Genomic DNA, 22,023 nt, shown 5'->3' on the forward strand with positions numbered 1-22,023 from the left:
CTAGCCGAGGGGGCTTGCATCATCCAAGCGCCTTCTTGATCGCCTCTGCGATCAAGGGCGAAGCCTTTCGCCAGCGGTCGAAGAGGTAAGGCGTCACGCCGAGCGCGCGGCAGAGTGCCGCACGCGTGCACCGCGCCTTGCGTCGACCTGACAGGATTGCCCGATGCACTCGACGCACCTGGGCGGCAATGGTGGCGGCACTCCCCGGCGTGGGCAGTAGCGCACGCCGCCAGCCCTTTCTATGCGCAAACGCTTGACATTGTCGGCGCAGCCATGCCTTGTCGTGAGTGATGAGCCACTGGTAGGCGCGAGGTTCCAGCTTGCGAATAGCATTGCGCGATCGACTAGGGTAGCGCTGGCATGCACGTATCCACGCACGACGTACGTCAGACCGCACCTGTTCGACGCGCGCCATTGTTGCCAGCGACCGGAGGCCGTGGACTGTGACGTAACGCGACACGGTACTCTCGCTAATCCGGCAAAGCCCGGCGATCTGTGCATAAGTGCAGTGGGCGTTAAGCAGTCGCTCGATATCGGACTGGTCATAGCGTTTCCTGCCATCAACAGGCAGTCGCGCACGGCTGTAGCGCCCCGCCCATCCCGTCACCCGGCGTTTCAATGTCCGGCCGCGTTGCGGGTATTGCGGTGGCGGCAGCAGCAGACTGATTGCCGTGGATTGGGCGGCGAGGCGCAACCAACCGAGGAGCAGCACGAGAAGGAACGGCGGAATGAACGTCACTCCCGCGGAGCGAACCCAGTGCAAGACGTGCCGGCCGAAGCAAGGCCGAATGAAGTATCTGTGCAGTGCGGGGACGCCGATCCGGGTCATGCAGAACTCCCGGAAGCTGCGGGAAAACTGCGCGGTGGCATACGTACCGCTAGACCGCCGCACACCGGCTGCGGCGAGTTGCATCTGGAACTCCAATGCGGCTTGCTCGCAGTTGGCACCCAATTGACATACCATGACGGTGTCCTGCGCAAATTGCCACTGCGCGGCAGTCGCCTCTCGCACGCAGTCAGCGGGATAGCGAGGCTCCGCACCTGGCAACATCGGAACCACCTGCACCCCATGACGCCAGCAGGCCTGCACTAATGGCGCCCGGTGCGGCCAGAGCATGGAACGTGTCCCATATTCGTTCCACGACGCGATTTCGCACAATGGGCAGACAACGTTGCCGGGGTACGTCGCGATCATCCAGGGTGCCCGGCTTGGGTGCCGAATCGCCCCGCCGCCCGTTCGCGCGCGCTGGCGAAACGCCTCGCGCATCGCTGGCGTCATCTGGAACGCGCAGTAATTGACCAACGTGCGCTGAGCGAGCAGTTCATCCGCCGTTCCGAAAAATCCGGAGGCCACGTTGGCCAGATGCTCCAGCGCGACGGTAACCGTCCCATAAGCGAGATCGGGCTCGCGCGAGATGCCCCCACGCTTGATGTACGCCGGATGTCCCAAGACATTCATAGCAAGGCTTGACGCGGCCTCGAACGGATCATGCGGTAAGGCCACGCAGATTTCGCCGGACATCATGACGTTTTTCTGTCGCGCGTCGGCCGCACATTGGTTCCATCAAGGGCCCGAAGACGTTTCCGTATGGCTTTCGGAGCGTTAATTCCTTGGGGATGAAACAATGGCCACATGGCGCGCGCAAAGCCTTCGTCAGCGAACATCCATAGCCGAAAGGCAGAGCGCCGGATGCCTGCTTCCCTCAAGACTTCGCAACAGTTCAGCGGCACACCACGCCCCCCCTCGATAAGCGCGGCTATTGCATCTCGCAGATTGGCTGCGATTCGAGACTGTTGCTCTGGTAAGCGAAAGGCGGCGTTTGTCATTCGCGCTGCGGAAGCGTCGATGTTACGCGTTAGCAGCCATTCTCGATCGTGCTCCCGAAGCCACCGATATGCACGTGGCTCGGCCTTCGCAACGGCGGCAACGCCGAGGTCTCCAAGTCGCTGAAATGCTGTTTTCCATGCCGCGCGTGCCGTACGTCGGAGGAATGTGTGCCGGGCCTGACTCGCATCCGCTTGGCGCCCACTCTTAGAAACTTTCTCGAATCCCCATGCTGAGCTCATACCTTTGATTGCCGCTGCGGCCGGTCCGCTGTAGCCCTTTAGCCGAAGCGCGACCACTCCATTGCGCTCGGGACGGCTCAGAGTCGGCTGCTGCGCGGCGCTCCACGTACCCACTCGTGGGCGTCTGCTGGCACAGTGCGAACTCGGCAGGACTGCGGCGGCCGAAGCGTCGAGCTTGTGCAAGAATCCTAGGAAGATGGTGAGTAAGATGGGCGGAACGAGCGCTCGGTTTTGTGTGAGGAGTCTCAAGATGCGGAGCGCCGCGCGCTCATTGCAGGCGATCGCCTGCAATAGAGGACTATGAATCTCCTTTCCGACATACGATAAGAAAGCCTCCCTCAGCCTATTGCGACATAACAAGCCGTCTTGGTACTGAAAGCCCGCCGCTCGGACGCGCTCGGAGATGCTCGCAGCCATGCCATCGACATCTCGAGCCATTTCGCAGAGAAGGACGACGTTTCGCGCAAGCTCGACTTCCCAGGCCGCAGCCTGCGCAACACGGCCAAGCACATCAGCGTAAGTCGGCTTACCGTGCACGTGCACAAGACGCACGCCGTGCTGCCAACAAGCGTCGACGAAAGCCGCCTGATGTGGCCACAACAAGGCGTGCGTCCCGTAGCTCGCCATGGATACCTGCGCGCAAAGTGGACATACCTTTGGCGAACGAACATCCCCATAGAGATAAGACCCGTCCGAAGCCCTCGTGTTCGAACCGTCGATTGCGCGGCGCCTCAGCTTCTCGAAGCGCTCGATCGACATGGCACACCTGTCATAGTTCAACAGCGTTCGCGTATTGAACAACTGATCGACGTCGCCATAGAATCCGTGGCCCAACTCGGCCAATTTCTGCAATGGCCAGGACACAGTACCGTAGGAGAGGTAAGAGCTCTCCTTCCCGTTAGGATTAAGCCGAGGCTGTATGCCGAGTAGATCATTCGCAATGCTGCTTGCCGCCTCATATGGGTGACGGGGGAAAAGCGGGGCAATCAACTCGAGCATGATGGTTGTCCTTTAGGCTGGGTTTCGTGCTGCCTGCACAGCGGCGAGCGACACGGCAAACAGCGCGTGGCAATACAAGACACCTGCCGGAAACGGGACGGACCGTGGCTTGCTCGCCGGCCTTTCTATCACTCGGTTCGCGTTACCGAACTGCGCGCCTTGGTCCGAGGCTTTACCCGGGCACGATAGGAAATCCAGTCTGCGTACCGGACCGCTTCGAGGTACTCCAGTTCGCCTTTTCCATACAATTTGACGTACTTCATCAGCCGGGGGCAAGACGCCTCGATCAGGCCGTCCGTCAGCTTGTTAGGGTCATACAGCCGCTGCCGGTGTAATCGCCGGTTAATCTCAAAGAACATCAGCGGAAAAGCCATGCGGTGGCCTTGCACTGCGCGAATCAGCACCGGAAGATTGCCCGGCATCGGCTCCACCGTCGGCAGTTTGCTCCAGAAAAGATTGGCGATCAGTTCGTCCTCCCCCGGTCCATGAGGGACAATCTCCTGAACCGCCCCCACGGAGAGCAGGTCCAGGGCGTCGCGAGCCCGACCGTGCAGCAGACCCGAGGCAAGGAAGACGGCGACGCCGAATCCCGCATCGGCAAGGTTGCCGAGCGTCTGAAAGAAGTCGGCCAACTCCTGCATATTCTTGGCATGACGCGAATTCAGCCCGATGATGGCAATCGCACTCACATGCAGCGCACTGAGGGTGCGGATGATGATTTCTAGTGCCGTCATTCTGGACCGTCGATATGCATCCAGTAGTCCTTCATGCAGGAAGGCGTCCATACTTTGCAGGAGTGCAGCGACGAAATGCACGTCGTTCAGTCTTACGCTGACACGAATGACGAGGAATGGCCAATGGTGGATGCGTCCCGTCGTCGTAGTCGGTTGGCCCTGCTCATCAAACTCGTCTACCCGTTCGTATCTGCGACAGACACCGTAGTGCCACTGCATGGCAAAGGCTAGCTTATGGGCTTCCATGGAAAGTGGCGCGGCGACCAGCAAGACACGACGCGTCCGCACTGATTGGTCCTGTGAGCACAGCTCCTGCATGCCTAACCGGGCGTGATAGATAGCCCGCGTCGCATCCTGCCGGACCTGTACCAGGGAATCTCCCTTGGCTTGCGTGCGCACTTCCACCATTTCTTGAATGAGCCGTGCGACATCGATTTCCGCACGCGTCGGCATGAAGGCGCCCTCGATATCCAATTCGGTGCGGACCAGAGACGATCGGGCCTGGGCGCGAATAGTGGAATCCTCGAGAACATCCGCCTGCTTTAGTCTCGCGTGGAGCTCACGCTTTCCGAGCGATTCCGGAAGGGCTCGCACCAGAAAATTGCGTTGCACGGCCAGGTGCACACGTCTGGATCGTTGCGGCTGAGCTGGCATACCCATAGCTGTCTCCTCTAGGCATTGCGGACAAGCAAACACTTCCTGCAGATCCCTCGCCGAAGGTGTGCAAACACTGTTTTCTCGGTTGAGAGGCCCCAACGAAACCCCACAGGCAACGTTCGAGCGGTAGACCACACAGACCGGGATGGTCAGATATGGCTTGCGCACAATCTCCCCGGCGGCTTCGTCGATCAACGCCACATCGCATTGGCTCTGGCCGACTTCGCTGTGCCGACCGGTCCCGCGAGGATTTTCGCGGGACGCCACGCCGCCCATGCAGCGGCCTCGTCCTTCCGCAGTTGTATCGGCAGACCCGAATTCGATGGACGGCGCAAGCAGCGTCAGCGTGACAATCCCTGTTCGGCGCCTCGCCCGGCAACACGGCGTGCGCACCGGCGAATCGCAGATACGAACCCGACGCACGTGACAAATGGAATCGCGGCGATTTCGAATCTGCCTTCCCGTCGACGCCCCCCGAGCGTTCACGGCATGGCTGGATGTGGAGCAAGGTGGAGCAGGCCTCCGGGACCGCGACGGCCGGCAGCAATTCTCATGCACATGAGAGACCTGACCGACGTTAGAGTGGTCACGGCCATGGACAGCACTCGCTGGCAGCACAGTTGCGGCTCGGCCCATCGCCGGGGATGCTGAGCGCGCCGTGCACGGGCGCACGAACGCAGTGACAAGCATGCCAGTTCTCCTGAAGTACATTGTTCAGTACTTCACAGCCGACGGGACGACAAATCCCTTGACCTGGCATGTCCCCTGTCCAATACTGGGGTAGTCCGACACCAGTATCAGCTAGGCAGCACGCGCAGGCCTTGGCGGCCTTAAGCAGTACTCTGAACCGCACCACTCAGTTCGAGCTGAGTGATGCGGTTTTTTGTTTCCAGTGGAAATATTGGAAACAGCGAGTCAAGCATAGTGGGCAAGCGGAAAGTATTCAAAGAAAATTGGGTCCATAAATCCCGAATGTGGCACGTACAAAGGTCATGTGAATTCTCCCAAAAAACTGACCTTTCGCCGGAACCTGCGGTCACGACACCGACGATGGTGTAACGCAAGCCGCTACGGGATTCACATGGCCAAGTGAAAGAACGCGGCGTGTTCATCCTTGACACGCGCGGGCAAGCACGCATGCACTCCATACGCAGCCAGCGTGCGCGCGCCGGTCGACCGGCCATGACGATCGGGAGGCTTTCAGCGCGCCGCCACAAGCACTGTACGGCTTCGCGTCTGCGCGCACGCACGATCTTGACGTAGTGCGTGGCCGTATTCCGCGACACATGCCCGGCGACGACCCGTCGGATTCCCCGGCTTGAACATCACCAGAATGAAAGGTGTCATCCATTGGTCCGCAAAAATGCAGACAGCCACCCGCAAGGTGTTAACAATTGGTCCGCAAAAAGCAGAAAGCCACGACCACAAGGTGTTAACAATTGGTCCGCAAAAAACGAACCGAGACCACGCGCTTAAAGTGTAATGAATTGGTCCGCAGAATCCGCGCCGCTTTAACGTTAAGTCGCTAGCGGCCCCAACCCGTCCGTACCGCTCATCTGGAGGCGTGACCAATGGATAACGTGCGTCCCGCACTGCCCGTCAGACAGGCTGGGCGGCCCAGAACTGGGCCATGGCCGCCTGGCGCGCGGCTGCCTCGGTGCGCACATACCGTGTGGTGGTGGCCAGGGATCGATGCCCCAGGTTCTGCTGCACGACCTGGACGGGGACGCCAGCGGCGAGCGCATGGGACGCGTGCGTGTGGCGCAGCCAGTGGGTGCTGGCGCGCCGCAAGGACCGCGCCGCCGGCGGATCCATGGCGGCGACGGTCTCGGCGCACTGCCGGAAGAACGCCTTGAGTTGGCGATGGAAGGTGCTGGGTCCGATCGGCGCGGCTGGATCGACAGTCAGCCGATTGGCCCACGGGGAGCGTACAGGCTGGTCGGTCGCCCCGCCCAGCAACGCGGCGCCTCCGGCCTGCCGGGGATCGCCGGGTAATCCTCGCGCCTTCAGGTAGATACTCAATTGCCGCATCAGGGTTTCCGGCAGCGGCACCTCGCGCAGGCGGCCGCCCTTACCCACCACCTGCAGCCACCAGCCGTCCGGCCCGAGGGCTCCCCCTTGCCCCGGTGGCCCCTCCTGCCGCAAATCGTCGGTGGTTGCCGCCACGAGTTCGGACAGGCGCAGGCCGGTGTCGTACAGCAATGGCAGCGCAAACTGCAGCCGCTGGTTGGCCGAGGTAGGCGGCAGCGCCGCAAGCTCGCGCACCAGGAGGGCCCACTGGTCGGCCGTGAAGCCACGCCCGGGATCGAGCCCCGGGGTCACCGCGCGGGGTGCCCGTACCGCGCGCCACGGATTGCCGCTCAGATAGCCCTGCTCGCCCAAGAAGGCAAACAGGTTGCCGAGCACCCCGAGCGCATAGGCGCACGAGGCCGGTGACAGGGGCCCGGCCAACGGCCGCCAGCGCGCGCTCCAGCGTGGCTGCGTATGCACACTGCACCAGTCGGCCGGCGGCGCCAGCAGGAAGTCGCGGTAGGTGACCGCATCCTCGATCGTGATCGAGGACAGCGCGCAGCGCCGGGCGAGCACCGCCCACAGCAGAAAGCGTTCGGCCTCCTTGCGGTACGCCCGCTGTGTCGCGCCCACCGCGCTTCCCGCCCCCTGCGCACCCACCCCACCGTCGCCCTTGCTGGCCAGCCACGCGAGGATCGCGTCGCGGTCGTTGTCCGCCGCCAGGCGACACTGGGCCCGTGGGCAGCGGTAAGTGCCGGCGCTGCCGTCGAGCGCCGCAGGCGGCATAAAGCGCTCGAGCGGCTCGCAGGGACTACAAGTGTCCGCCACCGACAGCGTCGCGGCGCCACCGGTCTCGGGTTCGACAGCAAGGTCAGGGACCTCGCCCAGCGTGTCAGCGTGCCCACGTAGGAACACGGTGATCGCGTGCGCCTTGCGCGCCCCGACACCGCGCAAGGGATGCCACCAGGGCGGCCCTAGTGCCTGTATGTGCGCCATCAGTTCGCCCAGCGTCAGGAGACCGGCACGCCGCAGCCGATCGGCCACCGCGTCGACCAGCCACGCCTCGCACCCGTCCGTCCGCGACACCGGGCGGGCGACCTGCGCCTCAAGCGTGTGGATCGCGTCGAGCTGGCGGTGGAGCAACGCCGTGCGGCGGCGCTGGCGGGTCAGCGCCGGGTCAAAGGTGGTCTCGTAGGCGCTCATTTGCTCGATTTCGCTGAATCCTTCCAGGCCTTCGGCCCGCGCAAAGTCCGCGAGGGCCGGCAGCGGCGAGGCCGCCGGTGGCGCGAGATCCAGCCGCAACAGCCGGGCGCGCGCGAAGTCGCCGCCGCGCGCGGCGGCCGCCCCGAGTTCGGCCCGGATCCAGCCGGTCATGCGGTGCACGCGCGGGCCGTCATCGAAGGCGCCCGCGTCGGCGAGGTAGCGGTCCCACATCGCGCGGGCGGACAGGCCTTGCGCTACGGCGCGCAGGAAGGCGAAGTGGCCGCGGTGCAGGCGCGGGCGCACCACGCTGTAGCGGCCCCGGGGGGCCCGTGGCGGCGAGTTCGACGCGTTGGGCAACGCAGGCGTGGCGCCAGAGGAAGCCGGAAAGGTGGCCATGGCAGCTCCAGGTATCGGAGAGCGCACGGCACAGGCGGGGCAAGGTACGCGGGCCGCAGGTGTCGGCCGATTTACGATAGCAGATAAGACGAATTATCCTGTAGTGAACATAGCCTTTCTGCCCCCGCTTTGAACGCCGCTACTTTCCGCTACGTCGAATCGTCAAGAAAATGTCCCATACGCCTTTGCTACTCGCCTCGGCGGAAAGCGGCCCCGCCCGCCGCCATGCGCAGCAAACTCGAGGCGCTTCAGGCACGTTGATAGCCGCGGGAGGACGCGGATGGCACGCTACGCGCCTCCACACTTCCACGCGCCCAAGACTCTGCACGGCGGCGATACCAGAATCACCGCGCGAAGTGCAAACTGCGACGCAAACGAGCCTTAAAGGCAGCCATCTGCGATTACATCTTCACCCTGGTGCGTAGCGGCAACGAGGGAGATCGCTATCGCAACCTCTCGATTGTCTTGATCCCGCCCGACGCACCGGGCGTGACGATTACCGCGATTGACACCATGGGAATGAAGGGGCCGGGGACGACTGGCCGCCCAATGTAGCCTGTGTTGATTTGCACTGAATCCTGACCCACCGGGGGTGCGGACGAAAACTTGGACTACCTGGAGGTAGTTCATGTACTCGTACGAAGACCGTCTTCGAGCGGTTCGGCTCTATGTGAAGCTGGGTAAGCGCCTCAACGCGACCATTCGGCAACTGGGGTATCCAACCAAGAACTCGCTTGAATCCTGGCATCGTGAATACGAACAGTGCCATGAATTGCGGTCTGGCTATGTTCGTTCGCAGCCTAGGTATTCGTTGGACCAGAAGCAGGCGGCCGTCGATCATTATCTGAGCCATGGTCGTTGCTTTGCTGCAACCTTGAGGGCGTTGGGATACCCGTGTCGGGCGACGCTTGCAGCCTGGATCGAAGAACTGCACCCTAAGCTCGGTAAGCGCATAGTCGGCAGAGTAGCTGGCAGCGTCCCGAAATCGCGGGAATTGAAACAGGTGGCAGTCATCGAGCTGTGCATCAGAGAGGAAAGTGCTCGCGCGCTTGCGCAGAAAGCCGGCGTGAGCAGGCCGACGCTGTATAACTGGAAGAACCAGCTACTCGGGCCAGAGGCTCCCGCATCCATGAAACGCCAAAGCAAGCCCGCGCCGGACCATGAGCGGGCGGAACTGGAGCAACAGGTCGAATCACTTCGACGCGACATCCGGAAACTGCAGCTCGAACACGACATCCTCAAGAAGGCGAATGAACTGATAAAAAAAGAAGTGGGCGTCGACCCGCAACTCCTGAGCAACCGGGAGAAGACGATGCTGGTTGACGCCCTGCACCAAACCTATTCGTTGCTAGAGCTGTTGGCGGCGTTGGGACTTGCTCGCAGCTCCAACTTCTATCACCGTGCGCGCCTGCTCGTCTCCGACAAGTACGCTAGCGCACGTTGCGCCATCGCGAACATCTTTGAGCTCAACTACCGCTGCTATGGCTATCGTCGGATACGCGCGGCACTGGCGAGACAGCAAGTCTTCCTCTCGGAGAGGGTCGTGCGGCGCTTGATGAAACAGGAAGGCCTTGCTCTTGCTGTCACCAAGCGCCGTCGGTACGGCTCCTATTTAGGGGAGATTAGTCCTGCACCTGAGAACCTCGTCAACCGCGATTTGCAGGCTGCTGCGCCAAATGAGAAGTGGCTCACCGACATTACCGAATTCCAGATTCCGGCAGGCAAGGTGTATCTGTCGCCTGTGATCGACTGCTTCGACGGTCTTGTCGTAAGCTGGGCTATCGGCACGCGGCCGGACGCTGAACTCGTAAATACCATGCTGGATGCGGCCATCGAATCAGTGGCCAGCAGCGATGAAAGGCCTGTGGTCCACTCCGATCGCGGCGCTCACTATCGCTGGCCCGGATGGCTCTCGCGGATGCGCGATGCCAAGCTCATTCGTTCGATGTCACGCAAAGGATGCTCGCCGGATAACGCCGCCTGTGAAGGTTTCTTCGGACGGCTAAAGACGGAATTGTTCTATCCTCGCGACTGGCGTGCTACAAGCATTGAGCAGTTCATCGAGGTAGTTGACTCTTACATCCGCTGGTACAACGCAAAACGGATCAAGGTCTGTCTGGGCTCCCTCAGCCCGATGGAATACCGGGAGAGTCTCGGAATAGCGGCATAAAACAGTCCAAGATTCTTGCCGCACCCCCAGCTGACCCGGCCGGGTCCGTTTTCCGTGCAAATTAACACAAGGAATCACATATCAAGCCGGCCGTGACGCCTGAAGACCTCCGTGCGCGGTCTTAGCGCGAGCAAAGGAGTTCTCAGCATAGCGCCGCCCGACGGAAACATTATGCGGGGGACGGGGTTTTGACCGCCGCTTCCTTGAGACAGGAGGGTGCACGCAGAACGCCGCTTCGCTACTCTTTCAAGGGACCGTCGTGCCGTCCAACCCGAGCGCGGAAATGGGTCGATCAGAAGCTACCGGCCATAACGGCGGCCAACGGGTCGGCCGAGGTCAGCCAATCTCGGTCATCCATCGCCACCCGATCCTATGGCCGCTATGGCTGGGACAATGAACCTCCCGACAAATGCATTGCTCCGCCCCTGCAGAACGGAGGTCTCGGCAACGTTCGCGCGCAGCGATGTATCAACCCGAGCGAGCGCCTCCGGCAGTAGCCGGCTGAAACGCCCTTCGCAACAGCCGTCTCGTTCTGCCCCCCCTGCACAACAACTCCGATCTGCAACCCGGCGATGTCATCTCATTCGGAAGCCGTTAGCAACGCATGCAGCATGCGTCCAATCAGCATCTGCGTGTCTTCGTCGTTCAGGTACTCTGTTCGCATGAGCGCCATCGCACGCGGCAATGCCAGGATGGTATGAAACGCCATGAAACGCGCCTTTCCGCGGTCCTGGACCCGGACCTCATCTGGAAATCGCTCCATCAGCGCATCCGTCGCCATGGACGTCCAGTATTGCTCCGGCTTTACCATGTCGAGCCGCACCAGTTCATCGTAGTGCGACGACTTCACGAACAGTTCGCGGTCGAGCTGGACCCACTTGTACAGCATGGGTATGCCGATGCCCAGCAACAGCATGATGCCGTCGAACAGCTTCATCGACGGTGGCAGCGCCTGAAGCTCATCCAGCAGCCGGCGCCGCGCCTCGGCACGGAAATCGTCAAAGATTGCGACGACGAGCGACTCCATCGTCGGGAAGTACTCGTAGATCGAACTCACAGCCACGCCGGCGCGCACCGACAGCCGCTCCAGCGACAGGGCATGGCGCCCTTCCCTCTCCAGGATCTCCCATCCCGTCCTCTTGAGCGCGTCAACCAGCATGACCGATCGCCCCTGCCGGGGGCGCTTGCGCGGCCTGGCCGGAAGCTCGATCTGCAATGTCTCGGCGGGTACGGGATTCCTGCGGGATGTCATGGTGGGCCTTGGGCGGATGGAAACACGCTGCGTCGATGCCCGATCGCGCAGGCACGCTAACTAGCGTGCCGGGTATTCGCCGGTGTATCCCCTCTCCTGTCGGACGCCATTGACGGGGCAATCCGCATTCACCACCCGCCTCCCCGAACACAGAGTTGAGGAGCCAGTTTCCGCGCATTCTCCTTTCGATTCAGTGACTTGACACCTCCTTTCCGTGCCATGAATCCGGAGATAAAAGCGCCTTTCCCGCTCCTATACTGACCTGCCGACAACCAGCGGGCACCTTCAACTCAAGGCCGCCTCGCACCCACTGTCGGCCTCCCAACTCAGCCAGCGAGCCATGTCCATGTCCCTACCGGAAGTGCCCCTACAGAAGAAAGTCGAGCTGCTGCTGAACGATCCCGCAGCGCTCGCCAACCACGATCTGCAGACGTGGCAGAGCCTGCCACGCGCTGACATCGACGCGATCCAGCGCGAAGCGCTGAAGCAACGTTTCGCTTCGCTGCGCGACCGCGTGCCGCTGCTGAAAAAGCTGGCCGACACGGAGGGCGTCACGCGGATCGACGAGCTCGACGACGTCGTGCCGCTGCTGTTCGAGCACACGGTTTTCAAGTCCTATCCGCCCTCGCTCCTCGAAAAGAGGAACTTCACGCAGATCACCAGATGGCTGGGCAAGCTGATGACGCCCGAGATGGCCGCACGCTACGCGGCCGTGGACGTGAGCCACTGCCATGGCCTTGACGATTGGTTCGCCACCCTGGACGCAGCCGTCCCGGAGATGCGGATCAGCCATACCTCCGGTACGTCGGGCACCGTCTCGTTTCTGCCTCAGGGCGCCCGCGAATGGGAAAAGGCCATCGCCATCCGCAAGCTCTACATCCTGCGCATGACGGGCCCGGATATGCCGATGCCCGAGATGCACATCCCGTATCCGTACTATCGCAACGGCTACCTGAGCCACGTGCGCGCCAACGACTTCCTGATCCGCGCCTTGCTACCGGGCGAAGGCCACTTTCACGCCGCCTACCCGGCCACGATATCGAGTGACATGCTCCATCTCGGCGCCAGGTTGCGCGCCGCGCACGCCAAGGGCACGCTGGACCGTCTGGAAATCAGCCCCGAACTGCTGGCCAGGAAGAAAGCGTTCGACACCCAGCAGGCCGAAATGCCCGCCCACCTCGCCCGCTTCTTCCAGCAGATGTCGAAGGACCTGCGCGGCAAGCGGGTCTACATCGGCGCGACCTGGAACCTGCTGCACAACATGGCGAAGGCCGGGTTGGAACAGGGCATCGAAGGCGTGTTCCATCCGGATTCCTTTATCACCACCACCGGCGGCGCCAAGGGCGTGGTGCAGCCCGAGGGCTGGCGCGAGGACGTCATGCGCTTCACGGGCGTCAGCTACCTGAACGAGACCTACGCCATGTCCGAACTCGTCAGCGGCTCCAATCCGCGCTGCGAACACGACAACTTCCACTTCACGCATACCGTGATCCCGTTTGTCCTCGATCCGGAAACGAGCCAGCCACTGCCCCGCAAGGGCCGCGTCACCGGCCGCGCCGCCTTCTTCGATCTTGGCGCCGAAGCCAAATGGGGCGGCTTCATTACCGGCGACGAAGTCACCGTCGAATGGGACAAGCCCTGCCCCTGCGGTCGTTCGAGCCGCTACGTCACCGGCACCATCCAGCGCTACAGCGACAAGAACGGTGGCGATGACAAGATCACCTGTGCCGCGACCGAAGCATCGCATCGCGAAGCCATGGACTTCCTCAACACCCTTGAACAATGAATGCGAGGACCCACAGCATGACCCACCCCATCGCGCCCATGGTCATCCGCGGCAACATCATTACCGGCAACCTGATCGAAGTCGGCGGCCGTGGCGGCGACCTGACCTTTCTGACGCCGGACGCCCACAAGTACCTCGACAAGCTGCCGCTGGGCAATCCGGCCCGCCTGGCCGATTTGTACAAACTGACGTTCGACGACATCCTCGACTACGCGGAAGCGCTCGGCGAACGACTGGACCTTGCCACCAATCCGTACCTCCAGGAAGCCTGCGAGCTGTCCTACCACACGGCCCCGGTGACGCCGACGATGATCAAAGGCACTTATATGGGCCTGCGCAACATGCTGTCGCGCGCAGCGATCACCGAGTCGGTCGAGAGCACGGTCGGCATCAAGTACCTCGAAGGCTGGGTGAAGCAGAAGCTGATCGATGGCAGCGATCTGGAAGTGCGCTGCTTCGGCGCACGCGCGCTGCATATCGTCGCAGGCAATGCGGCCGGCCTGTCGCTCCTGACCATCATCCGCAATATGGTGATGCGCAGCGACGCGATCATCAAGGCGCCGTCCAACGACCCGTTCACCGCGCTGGCAATCGCCCGCACGATGATCGACATGGCTCCCGAGCATCCACTCACGCGCCACCTGAGCGTGGCGTACTGGAAAGGCGGCGACAAGGCGTTCGAAGAGCGCCTGTACCTGCCGCAGAACCTGGAGAAGATCGTCGCGTGGGGCGGTTACGCCTCCATGAAGCACGTGACCCAGTACATCCAGCCGGGCCTGGAACTGATCTCGCTGGACCCGAAGCGCAGCGCCAGCATCATCGGGCGCGACACCTTCGGTAGCGAAGACGCCATGCGCGAAGCCGCGCTGCGGCTGGCTAGCGACATCGGCGCGCTGAACCAGAAGGGCTGCGTCTGCGCGCGCGTGGTCTATGTCCAGAGTGGCACCGACAAAGCCGGCCTGCGCAAGCTGAATACCTTCGGGCGCTACGTCTACGATGCGATGCTGCGCCTGCCCAATACGCTTTCGACCACGCCCAAACGCTACGACGCGGGGCTCAAGGCCGAGGTCGATGCGCTGCGGCTCGACGACGAGTGGTGCCAGGTCATCGGCGGCAAGGACGGCGAAGGCGCGATCATCTGCTCGCAGATCCCGGAGCCGGTCTCCTTTGCCACGCTGCTGGATGACCGCACGGCCAATCTCGTGCCAGTCGACTCGCTCGATGAAGTGATGGCGGCCGTGGACGCATACACGCAGACCGTCGGCATCTACCCGGAGAGCATCAAGGACGAGCTGAAGGACAAGCTGCCGCTGTACGGCGCGCAACGTATCGTCTCGCTGGGCTACGCGGCTGCGATGAAGTGGGCCGCGCCGCAGGACGCGATCGAGCCACTGCGCCGCATGGGCAAGTGGATCTCGAACCAGATCGCCTCGCCCGAGACGACGCCAGCGCCGTGGACGCGGCCGAACATCGAGGCATAAGCACCGCACGGGTCCTTCCGGCACGCTGCCGGCAGGACCCTTCTTCCCTTCCTTCGCTATTGATCCCGCCCCCATGACGACCTGCAAAGCCTATGGCGCCTGCGAAGCGCACGCCGCCCTCACTCCCCTGCACATCGAACGCCGCGCGCTGCGTGCCGACGACGTAGCGATCGCCATCGACTATTGCGGCATCTGCCACTCGGACGCGCACGCCGTCAACAATGACTGGGGCAGCACCGTCTATCCCTGCGTGCCCGGGCACGAGATTGTCGGCCATGTCACCGCCGTGGGCGCACAAGTCTCCCGATACAGGATCGGTGACCGCGTCGCAGTAGGCTGCATGGTCGACAGCTGCCAGGACTGCCCGCCCTGCGACGACGGCCACGAACAGCATTGCAGCAAGGGACTGACCGCCACCTACAACGGCAAGGACCGCCATACCGGGGCCATCACCCATGGCGGGTACTCGGAGAGCATTGTCGTGCGCGAGAAGTTCGTGCTGCGCGTGCCGGACGCGCTCGACATGGAATTTGCCGGCCCGCTGCTGTGCGCCGGCATCACCGTCTGGACGCCGCTGCGCCGTCACGGCGTGGGCAAGGGATCGAAAGTGGCGGTGGTCGGCCTGGGCGGCCTTGGACACATGGCCGTCAAGCTGGCCGTGGCGCTCGGCGCGGAAGTCACGATCATCACGACCTCCGCCGGCAAAGCGGACGACGCCCGCGCGCTCGGCGCCACCGATGTGCTGCTGTCGAAGGAGCCGAAGGCCATGCAGGCCGCGGCGAACCGCTTCGACTTCATCCTGGACACCATCCCGACGAAGCACAACGTCAACCCTTACCTGATGCTGCTGGGGCGTGATGGCGTGCTCGTGCTGGTGGGTGCGTTGGAACCGCTGGAGCCGATCCATGGCGCGCTGTTGGTATTGAACAACCGATCGATCTCGGGCTCGCTGATCGGCGGCCTGCCGGCGACGCAAGAGCTGCTGGACTTCTGCGCCGAACACAACGTGTTGCCGAGCTGCGAGATGGTCGATGTGCGTGACATCAATACGGCCTTCCAGCGCATGCAGGCCAACGACGTGAAGTACCGGTTCGTGATCGACATGGCGTCGTTGCGCGAGGTTGCCGTCGGCTAAGTCCGGACGCGATCCGCCGGCATCAAACAATCGCGGCGCCCCCGGGCGCCGCAATGCTTTCCGGGGCCCGAGGGCGCCGATCACTCAGGACACGTGGCGCCCCTTGCCCAGCCAGTACTTGTCGCGCACCTGGCGGCGCAGCACCTTGCCCACCACGCTGACGGGCAACGCCTCGACGAACGTGATCGACTTCGGCCCCTTGAATCGGCCGAGCTGCTCCTTGACGAACTCGATCAGGTCATGCTCGCTGACGTGCGCGCCGCTGCGCAATTGCACTTCGGCATGAACGGCCTCGCCCCACTCCTCGTTCGGCACCCCCACGGCGGCCGACATCGACACCGCCGGATGGGCGTTCAGCGCCGCCTCTACCTCGATCGCGTAGACGTTGAAGCCGCCTGTGATGATCATGTCCTTCTTGCGGTCGACCAGGTAGACATAGCCTGCCTCGTCGATATAGCCGAGGTCGCCCGACTTCCAGAAGCCGTCCTCGAACTCGGCGGCCGTCGCCTCGGGGTTCTTGTAGTAGCCGGAAATCACGCCACGGCTGCGCGCCCAGATCTCGCCGACGGTGCCCGGGGCCGCGTCGTTGCCGTCGTTGTCGACGATCCTGACCTCGACATGCGGCTGGAGCCGGCCGGCAGAGCCAAGCTGTGTTTCCGTCGCGGTAAGGTGGTCGGCCTTGCCGAGGATGGCGACGGACTGGAGGCTTTCGGTCGCGCCGTAGTACTGGACGAAGATATTGCCGAAGCGCTCCTGCGCGCGCCGCAGCTTCGCCGGGCTCATCGGCGCCCCGCCATAGGCAATGGTCTGCAGCGAGGACAGGTCATGGTTCGTAGCTTCGGGCATGTCGAGCAGACGGTAGACCAGCGTCGGCAGCAGCAGCGTCATCGTGATCTTCTCGGCCTCGATGTTCTTGCACATCAGCGCCAGGTCCGGCAGGTTCTGCGTGACGGTGCAGGCGCCGCGAAACAGCGTCGCGAGCACCCCGAAACCCGAGCCATGGCTGATCGGTGCCATGTGGAGCATGCGCGTGTCCGGGAGTTGAACCTGGTCAGCCTCCATGAACATGGTGTCGCGGCAGGCCAGCCAGTTGTCCATCGTGTAGGCGGCGCATTTGCCGGCGCCCGTCGTGCCACCCGTGAAGCGGTAGACCAGGATGTCCTTCTCCGCGTCGCTCTCGACGCCTGGATTATGGTCCGGTACGCCTTCCATCAGGTCCCAGAAATAGTGCAGGCCTTCGCGCCGTTCGGCTGGTGGATCCATGCAGACCACCGTGGCGCCCAGTTCGCGCAGCATGCCGTAGTAGCGGTCGAGCAGCGCGGTCTCGATGAACACGACCTTGGGCCGGATGTACTCGGCCTGGCGGCGATGTTCGTCGAACGAATCGCGGAAATTCGTATAGGCCGCCGCCGCGTCACCCTTGAGCGCCGTCCAGAAATGCAGCAGCGACATGTTGTCGTTCTCGAGCACGCACAGATAGATGTCGCCGCGGCGCAGTTGCAGGCGGTCGCGCATCATGTTCACGATGCGGTTGGTCACCGCATGGAACTCGCGGTAGTTGTAGCGGCGGTTGCGTTCGATATTGACCAGCGCCTCCCTGTCGCCGAAGCGCAGGACCAGGTTGCCGAACAGGCGCGCAAAGTTCGTTTTCATGCTCTGTCTCCACCATTCTTTTAAGCCCGCACCGTAAGCGATGCGCTTCGATGCGGATCGGGCATTCGCATGCAAAAAAAGGAACCCCCGCCGCGGGCCGGGATTCCCTTGCTCAGTACAACGCGTCTGGCCCAGCAAGGTCAGGCGGCCTTGGCATGCTGCATCATGGTCGTCACGAATGCATGCACCTGATGGTTAGCGTCATCGCGATGGACGGAGGTACTCCAGTCGGTGATCTGCGCGAAATGCGCCGCCACCGCATCCGGCGACAGGTCCTTGCGCGCAATGTACACCGGAGTGGTCTCTTCCATCCGGACGGCCGAGAACACGCCGCCGCTGGCGCCGAGGATGATCTTGTTCGGCGCGTCTTCGCTCACCAGGTACAGTGCACCAGGCGTCACCTGCTCCGGACCGGTCGCCTTGAGGATATCTTCCGGCAGCACATCTTCGGTCATGCGCGTGGCCGCCATCGGCGCCAGCGTATTGATGCGGATGTCGTTCTTCTTGCCTTCGAGCACCAGCATGTTCATCAGGCCGACCACAGCCATCTTGGCGGCGCCGTAGTTGGTCTGGCCGAAGTTGCCGAAAAGACCGGCGGCCGACGTGGTCATGAGTACACGACCGTAGTTCTGCTCGCGCATGGTCTCCCACACAGCCTTGGTGCAGTAGACCGAGCCCATCAGGTGCACGTCGACCACAGCGCGGAAGTCGGCCATCTCCATCTTCGAGAACGTCTTGTCGCGCAGGATGCCGGCGTTGTTGATCAGGATGTCGATGCGGCCGAACTCGGCCTTGGCCTGCTCGACCATGGCGGTGGCCTGCTCGAAGTCGGCCACGTTGGCGCCGTTGGCAATGGCCTGGCCGCCGGCCTTGCGGATCTCGTCGACCACGGCCAGCGCGGCGTCGGACGAACCGCCCTTGCCATCGCGGCTGCCGCCGAAATCATTGATCACGACCTTGGCGCCGAGGCGAGCCAGTTCCAGCGCGTGCACGCGGCCCAGGCCGTTGCCGGCACCCGTCACAATGGCCACACGGCCGTCAAAGCGAATCGTCATGGTAGTTCCCCAAAATGCTCTGAAGATAAAAGGTTTTGCGCAGTCGAAGCCGGCCACGCACGTTGTTTGCTCCCCTGCACCTCGCTGCCGGGAGAGAGGAGAAGCCACCGGTCGTTCGATAGCGGTGTTGCCACGGTACGCCCGCCCTGCCAGCCCGTTCACCTCCCCTTGTGGACGGGCGGACGGCGCAGCGGGCTTGGTGGTCAGAACAGCCGTTCCGCGCCCGGGTACAGCGGTGCTTCTTTGGCAAAGAACCGGCGCACCGCCTCGGCGTTGTAACTGCTGGCCGCGCACAATCCCTGCACCGCGGTTTCCAGTTGCGTCAGAGCATGCCGGTCGGTCTCGAACGTCCGGTTCATGATGCCCTTGGCCATGCCGAGGACGTGCGTCGGGGCATTGTCAAAGCGCCGGGCATATTCGACGGCTGCTTCACGCAGGCGGTCGGCTGGTACCACGGCCTGCACCAGGCCGATCTGCAACGCCTCATCGGCCAGGATCTCGCGCGCGGAGAACACGATTTCCTTCGCGCGCACCAGGCCGACCAGCCGGGGCAGGATGTACATCAGGCCCAGGTCGGGCGCAAAGCCGATGCGCGGAAAGTTGGACACCAGCCGCACCCTGTCGCTGGCGAAGATGAAGTCCGCCCCGAGCGCCAGCGAAAGCCCCGCACCGACGGCGAAGCCATCCACGGCGGAGATGACCGGCTTCTCCAGGTCCATCAGCTCCGAATGCCACCGGTGGGCACCGAGTAGCGCGTCGCGCACCAGAAAGGGCATCTCCCCTTCTTCCCCCCCACCATTGAGATCGGCACCAGAACAGAAATGGCCGCCCGCGCCGGTCAGCACCACGGAGCTGACTGAACGATCCTCCCGAGCCCTGCGGATGGCGGCGGCCAGCAGTTGCTTGGACTCGTCGTCGAGCGCGTTCCTGCGCTGGGGCCGGTTCAGGGTAATGACCGCCGTCTTGCCGTCCTTCTCGAACAGGATCTTGTCGTCACTCATTTCTCTCTCCTTGCGCGGGCATGCCCCGCTGGTGGCATCGGTACTGGCGGTCAGGCGGCGCTGCACCAGTCCCTGAGTACGGATTCTGTGTGTTCGCCGCGCTGCGGAACGCGCCCCGGCCGTGCTGCCGGCGTGCCGGAAAAGCGCGGCGCCGGGTTGGCCTGCAGGACACCGTCGATCTCGGTATAAATGCCACGCGCCACCATGTGCGGATGCGCCGCGGCCTCGTCAGGGTTCAGCACCGGTGCAAAGCACACATCGGTACCCTCGAGTAGCGCGCACCATGCGTCGCGCGTCTTCGTGGCGAACAGCGCGGCAAGGCGCTCATGTTGTCGTGGCCAGAGTGTTTTGTCGTGCTGGCTGGCGAACGCCGGGTCGTCGGTCAGGTCGAGCTTCTGCAGCAGCAGCTTGTGGAATCGCGGCTCGGCAGATGCGATCGTGATGAAGTTGCCGTCGGCGCAGCGGTAGGTGCGATACCAGTGAGGACCATCAAGCAGGCTGCTGCCCCGCTCATTGACGAACACCCCGGCCGATTTCAGCCCGAGGATCAGGTTCATCATGTGCGCGCTGCCGTCGACGATGGCGGCATCGATCACCTGGCCCTTGCCGGTCTCGCGCGCGCTCATGATGCCAGCCAGCAGGCCCACCATCAGATACATCATGCCGCCGCCAATGTCGCCCACGAGGCTTGGCGGTGACATCGGTGCGTCGCCAGGCTGGCCAGACCACCAGAGGGCGCCCGACAGCGCGACGTAGTTCAGGTCGTGGCCCGCGGCGTGCGCCAGCGGTCCGTCCTGACCCCAGCCGGTCATGCGGCCGTACACGAGCTTCGGGTTGCGTGCCAGGCACACATCCGGGCCCAGGCCCAGCCGCTCCATGACGCGTGGACGCATGCCCTCGATCATCGCGTCGCATCGCTCCACGAGCCGCAGTACGGTGTCGACCCCCTCCCTGGTCTTGAGGTCGACGGCAATCGAGCGCTTGCCGCGGTTCTGGATCGCGTGGCGGCCGACATCGAGATCCTCCGCGGCGGGTTGGAGCCGGTCCACAAGGACGACGTCGGCACCAAGGTCTGCCAGCATCATGCCGGTGACTGGGGCCGGCCCGAGACCGGCGATTTCGAGAATGCGCAAGTCCTTGAGCGGGCCGCTCGCTGTTGAAGCCATGCTTGTCTCCTGTTCTTGTTGTACCCGTCAGGGCTGTTAAGGCCGCGAATGCGGTCAGAGCCGGAACATCATCTTGGCGATGATTCCGCGCTGCACCTCGCTCGTGCCACCATAGATCGTCGCGGCGCGGCGCACGAACATGTCGTTGGCGACGCCGCGCGCGAGATCCTGCAGCGGATACGGTTGCGCCGGTGCCGGCTCATGCCAGTGCGCATAGGCCACGGCGCCGTAGTCGCCCAACGCCTCGACCTGCGCTTCGGTGATGCGCTGCTGCAGGTCCGTGGCCCGCAGCTTGAGCATCGAACCCAGCACGTGCGATGCGGGGTTGTGCGTCATCTCCAGCCGCGCCACGCGCTGCACCATCATGCCGATCGCCTGCAGCTCCGCATCGAGACGCGTCAGCTTCAGCGCGAACGCCGGCTGGTCGATCAGCTTGCCGTCGCCGACGTCGAGCGTCGCCGCGCAATGTCGCAGTTCGCGCATGTATCGATTGAGGTCGGGCAGGTCGGCCGTGGTCGCATGCTCGTTGTTGAGCAGGAACTTGGTGATGTTCCAGCCCGCGCCCTCTTCGCCGACCAGGTTCTCCACGGGCACGCGCACGTTGTCGAAGAACGTCTCGTTCAGGTGATGCGCGTCGTCGATGCTGCGGATCGGCCGCACGGTGATGCCGGGCGTCTTCATGTCCACCAGCAGGAAACTGATCCCCGCCTGTTTCTTGCCAGTCGTGTCCGTACGCACCAGCAGGAAGATCCAGTCCGCGTGGTGCGCGTAGCTGGTCCAGATCTTCTGGCCATTGACGACATAGTGATCACCGTCGCGGACCGCGCGCGTCTTGAGCGAGGCGAGATCGGAGCCCGCGCCCGGCTCGGAGAAGCCCTGGCACCAGAGCCGCTCGCCGTCCAGCGCCGCACGCAGGTGCTCCGCCTTCTGTGCGGGCGTCGCGAACGCGTTCAGCACCGGCCCGAGCATCTTCTGCACGAAGCCGTCCTGCGTCGGCGTGCCGGCTGCCGTGCATTCGTCGTCGAACACCAGCATCTGCTCCACCGACCAGCCGGTGCCCGCGTGCTCGACCGGCCAGTAAGGCGCGCCCCAGCCATGCGCACGAAGCAACTTCTGCCAGCGCAGGATCTGCTCGCGCGGCGAGCGCGTGCAGCGTGGCAGCCCCTTCAGGTCCGCGGGCACCTTGTCGCGCAGGAACTGGCGGACTTCCTGGCGGAACGATGCCAGTCCCGGATCTGCTTGAAAGTCCATGCTGTCT

14 protein-coding genes are annotated in these 22,023 nt (G+C 63.4%); 4 read left to right on the forward strand and 10 right to left on the reverse strand.

Annotated features, from left to right (window positions below; genetic code table 11):
• Positions 1 to 19 precede the first annotated feature (19 nt).
• The 4 genes from MFF62_RS07745 to MFF62_RS07760 all read right to left on the reverse strand — a co-directional run bounded on the left by MFF62_RS07745 (position 20) and on the right by MFF62_RS07760 (position 8,066).
• Positions 20 to 1,525, reverse strand: a complete 1,506-nt coding sequence (locus MFF62_RS07745) for a TnsD family Tn7-like transposition protein (protein ID WP_238261835.1) — start codon at positions 1,523 to 1,525, stop codon at positions 20 to 22.
• On the reverse strand, positions 1,522 to 3,066 hold the full coding sequence (locus tag MFF62_RS07750; protein WP_238261837.1) for a hypothetical protein: 1,545 nt from the start codon (positions 3,064 to 3,066) through the stop codon (positions 1,522 to 1,524). The genes MFF62_RS07745 and MFF62_RS07750 overlap by 4 nt, the downstream gene beginning before the upstream one ends.
• A gap of 128 nt (positions 3,067 to 3,194) precedes the next feature.
• Positions 3,195 to 4,652 (reverse strand): Clp protease/crotonase-like domain-containing protein, encoded by a 1,458-nt coding sequence (locus MFF62_RS07755; protein ID WP_238261839.1) that lies wholly within the window; start codon positions 4,650 to 4,652, stop codon positions 3,195 to 3,197.
• 1,404 nt (positions 4,653 to 6,056) lie between these two features.
• Positions 6,057 to 8,066, reverse strand: a complete 2,010-nt coding sequence (locus MFF62_RS07760) for a tyrosine-type recombinase/integrase (RefSeq protein WP_238261841.1) — start codon at positions 8,064 to 8,066, stop codon at positions 6,057 to 6,059.
• Between the two features lie 628 nt (positions 8,067 to 8,694).
• Between MFF62_RS07760 and MFF62_RS07765 the strand changes: the two genes are divergently transcribed.
• Positions 8,695 to 10,236 carry an IS3 family transposase gene (locus MFF62_RS07765; RefSeq protein ID WP_238261843.1) on the forward strand — a complete coding sequence of 514 codons (1,542 nt, stop codon included), beginning with the start codon at positions 8,695 to 8,697 and terminating at the stop codon, positions 10,234 to 10,236.
• 580 nt (positions 10,237 to 10,816) lie between these two features.
• Here MFF62_RS07765 and MFF62_RS07770 read toward each other — a convergent pair.
• Positions 10,817 to 11,395 (reverse strand): TetR/AcrR family transcriptional regulator, encoded by a 579-nt coding sequence (locus tag MFF62_RS07770; protein ID WP_238261845.1) that lies wholly within the window; start codon positions 11,393 to 11,395, stop codon positions 10,817 to 10,819.
• Positions 11,396 to 11,828: 433 nt separating this feature from the next.
• On the opposite strand from MFF62_RS07770, the gene MFF62_RS07775 reads away from it, so the two are divergent.
• From MFF62_RS07775 to MFF62_RS07785, 3 genes are all read left to right on the forward strand, one after another.
• On the forward strand, positions 11,829 to 13,274 hold the full coding sequence (locus tag MFF62_RS07775; protein ID WP_238261847.1) for a phenylacetate--CoA ligase family protein: 1,446 nt from the start codon (positions 11,829 to 11,831) through the stop codon (positions 13,272 to 13,274).
• Positions 13,275 to 13,291: 17 nt separating this feature from the next.
• Entirely contained in the window at positions 13,292 to 14,755 is a 1,464-nt protein-coding gene (locus MFF62_RS07780; RefSeq protein ID WP_238261849.1) for an acyl-CoA reductase, read from the forward strand.
• A gap of 73 nt (positions 14,756 to 14,828) precedes the next feature.
• A complete protein-coding gene (locus tag MFF62_RS07785; protein ID WP_238261851.1) occupies positions 14,829 to 15,890 on the forward strand; it encodes an NAD(P)-dependent alcohol dehydrogenase in 1,062 nt (353 codons plus the stop codon).
• 84 nt (positions 15,891 to 15,974) lie between these two features.
• Here the strand turns inward: MFF62_RS07785 and MFF62_RS07790 are convergent, their stop codons facing one another.
• The 5 genes from MFF62_RS07790 to MFF62_RS07810 all read right to left on the reverse strand — a co-directional run bounded on the left by MFF62_RS07790 (position 15,975) and on the right by MFF62_RS07810 (position 22,016).
• Positions 15,975 to 17,543, reverse strand: a complete 1,569-nt coding sequence (locus MFF62_RS07790; RefSeq protein WP_238261853.1) for a class I adenylate-forming enzyme family protein — start codon at positions 17,541 to 17,543, stop codon at positions 15,975 to 15,977.
• A gap of 140 nt (positions 17,544 to 17,683) precedes the next feature.
• Positions 17,684 to 18,598: an SDR family NAD(P)-dependent oxidoreductase gene (locus tag MFF62_RS07795; RefSeq protein WP_238261855.1), complete on the reverse strand. Its 915-nt coding sequence runs from the start codon at positions 18,596 to 18,598 to the stop codon at positions 17,684 to 17,686.
• A gap of 203 nt (positions 18,599 to 18,801) precedes the next feature.
• Entirely contained in the window at positions 18,802 to 19,599 is a 798-nt protein-coding gene (locus tag MFF62_RS07800; RefSeq protein WP_238261857.1) for an enoyl-CoA hydratase/isomerase family protein, read from the reverse strand.
• Positions 19,600 to 19,649: 50 nt separating this feature from the next.
• Complete coding sequence (locus tag MFF62_RS07805) at positions 19,650 to 20,765, reverse strand: CaiB/BaiF CoA transferase family protein (protein ID WP_238261859.1); 1,116 nt, start codon at positions 20,763 to 20,765, stop codon at positions 19,650 to 19,652.
• A 54-nt stretch (positions 20,766 to 20,819) separates the two neighbouring features.
• Positions 20,820 to 22,016: an acyl-CoA dehydrogenase family protein gene (locus MFF62_RS07810; RefSeq protein WP_238261860.1), complete on the reverse strand. Its 1,197-nt coding sequence runs from the start codon at positions 22,014 to 22,016 to the stop codon at positions 20,820 to 20,822.
• Positions 22,017 to 22,023 lie beyond the last annotated feature (7 nt).

It is taken from the genome of Cupriavidus pauculus (genome assembly GCF_022179805.1).
GTDB lineage: Bacteria > Pseudomonadota > Gammaproteobacteria > Burkholderiales > Burkholderiaceae > Cupriavidus > Cupriavidus pauculus_E.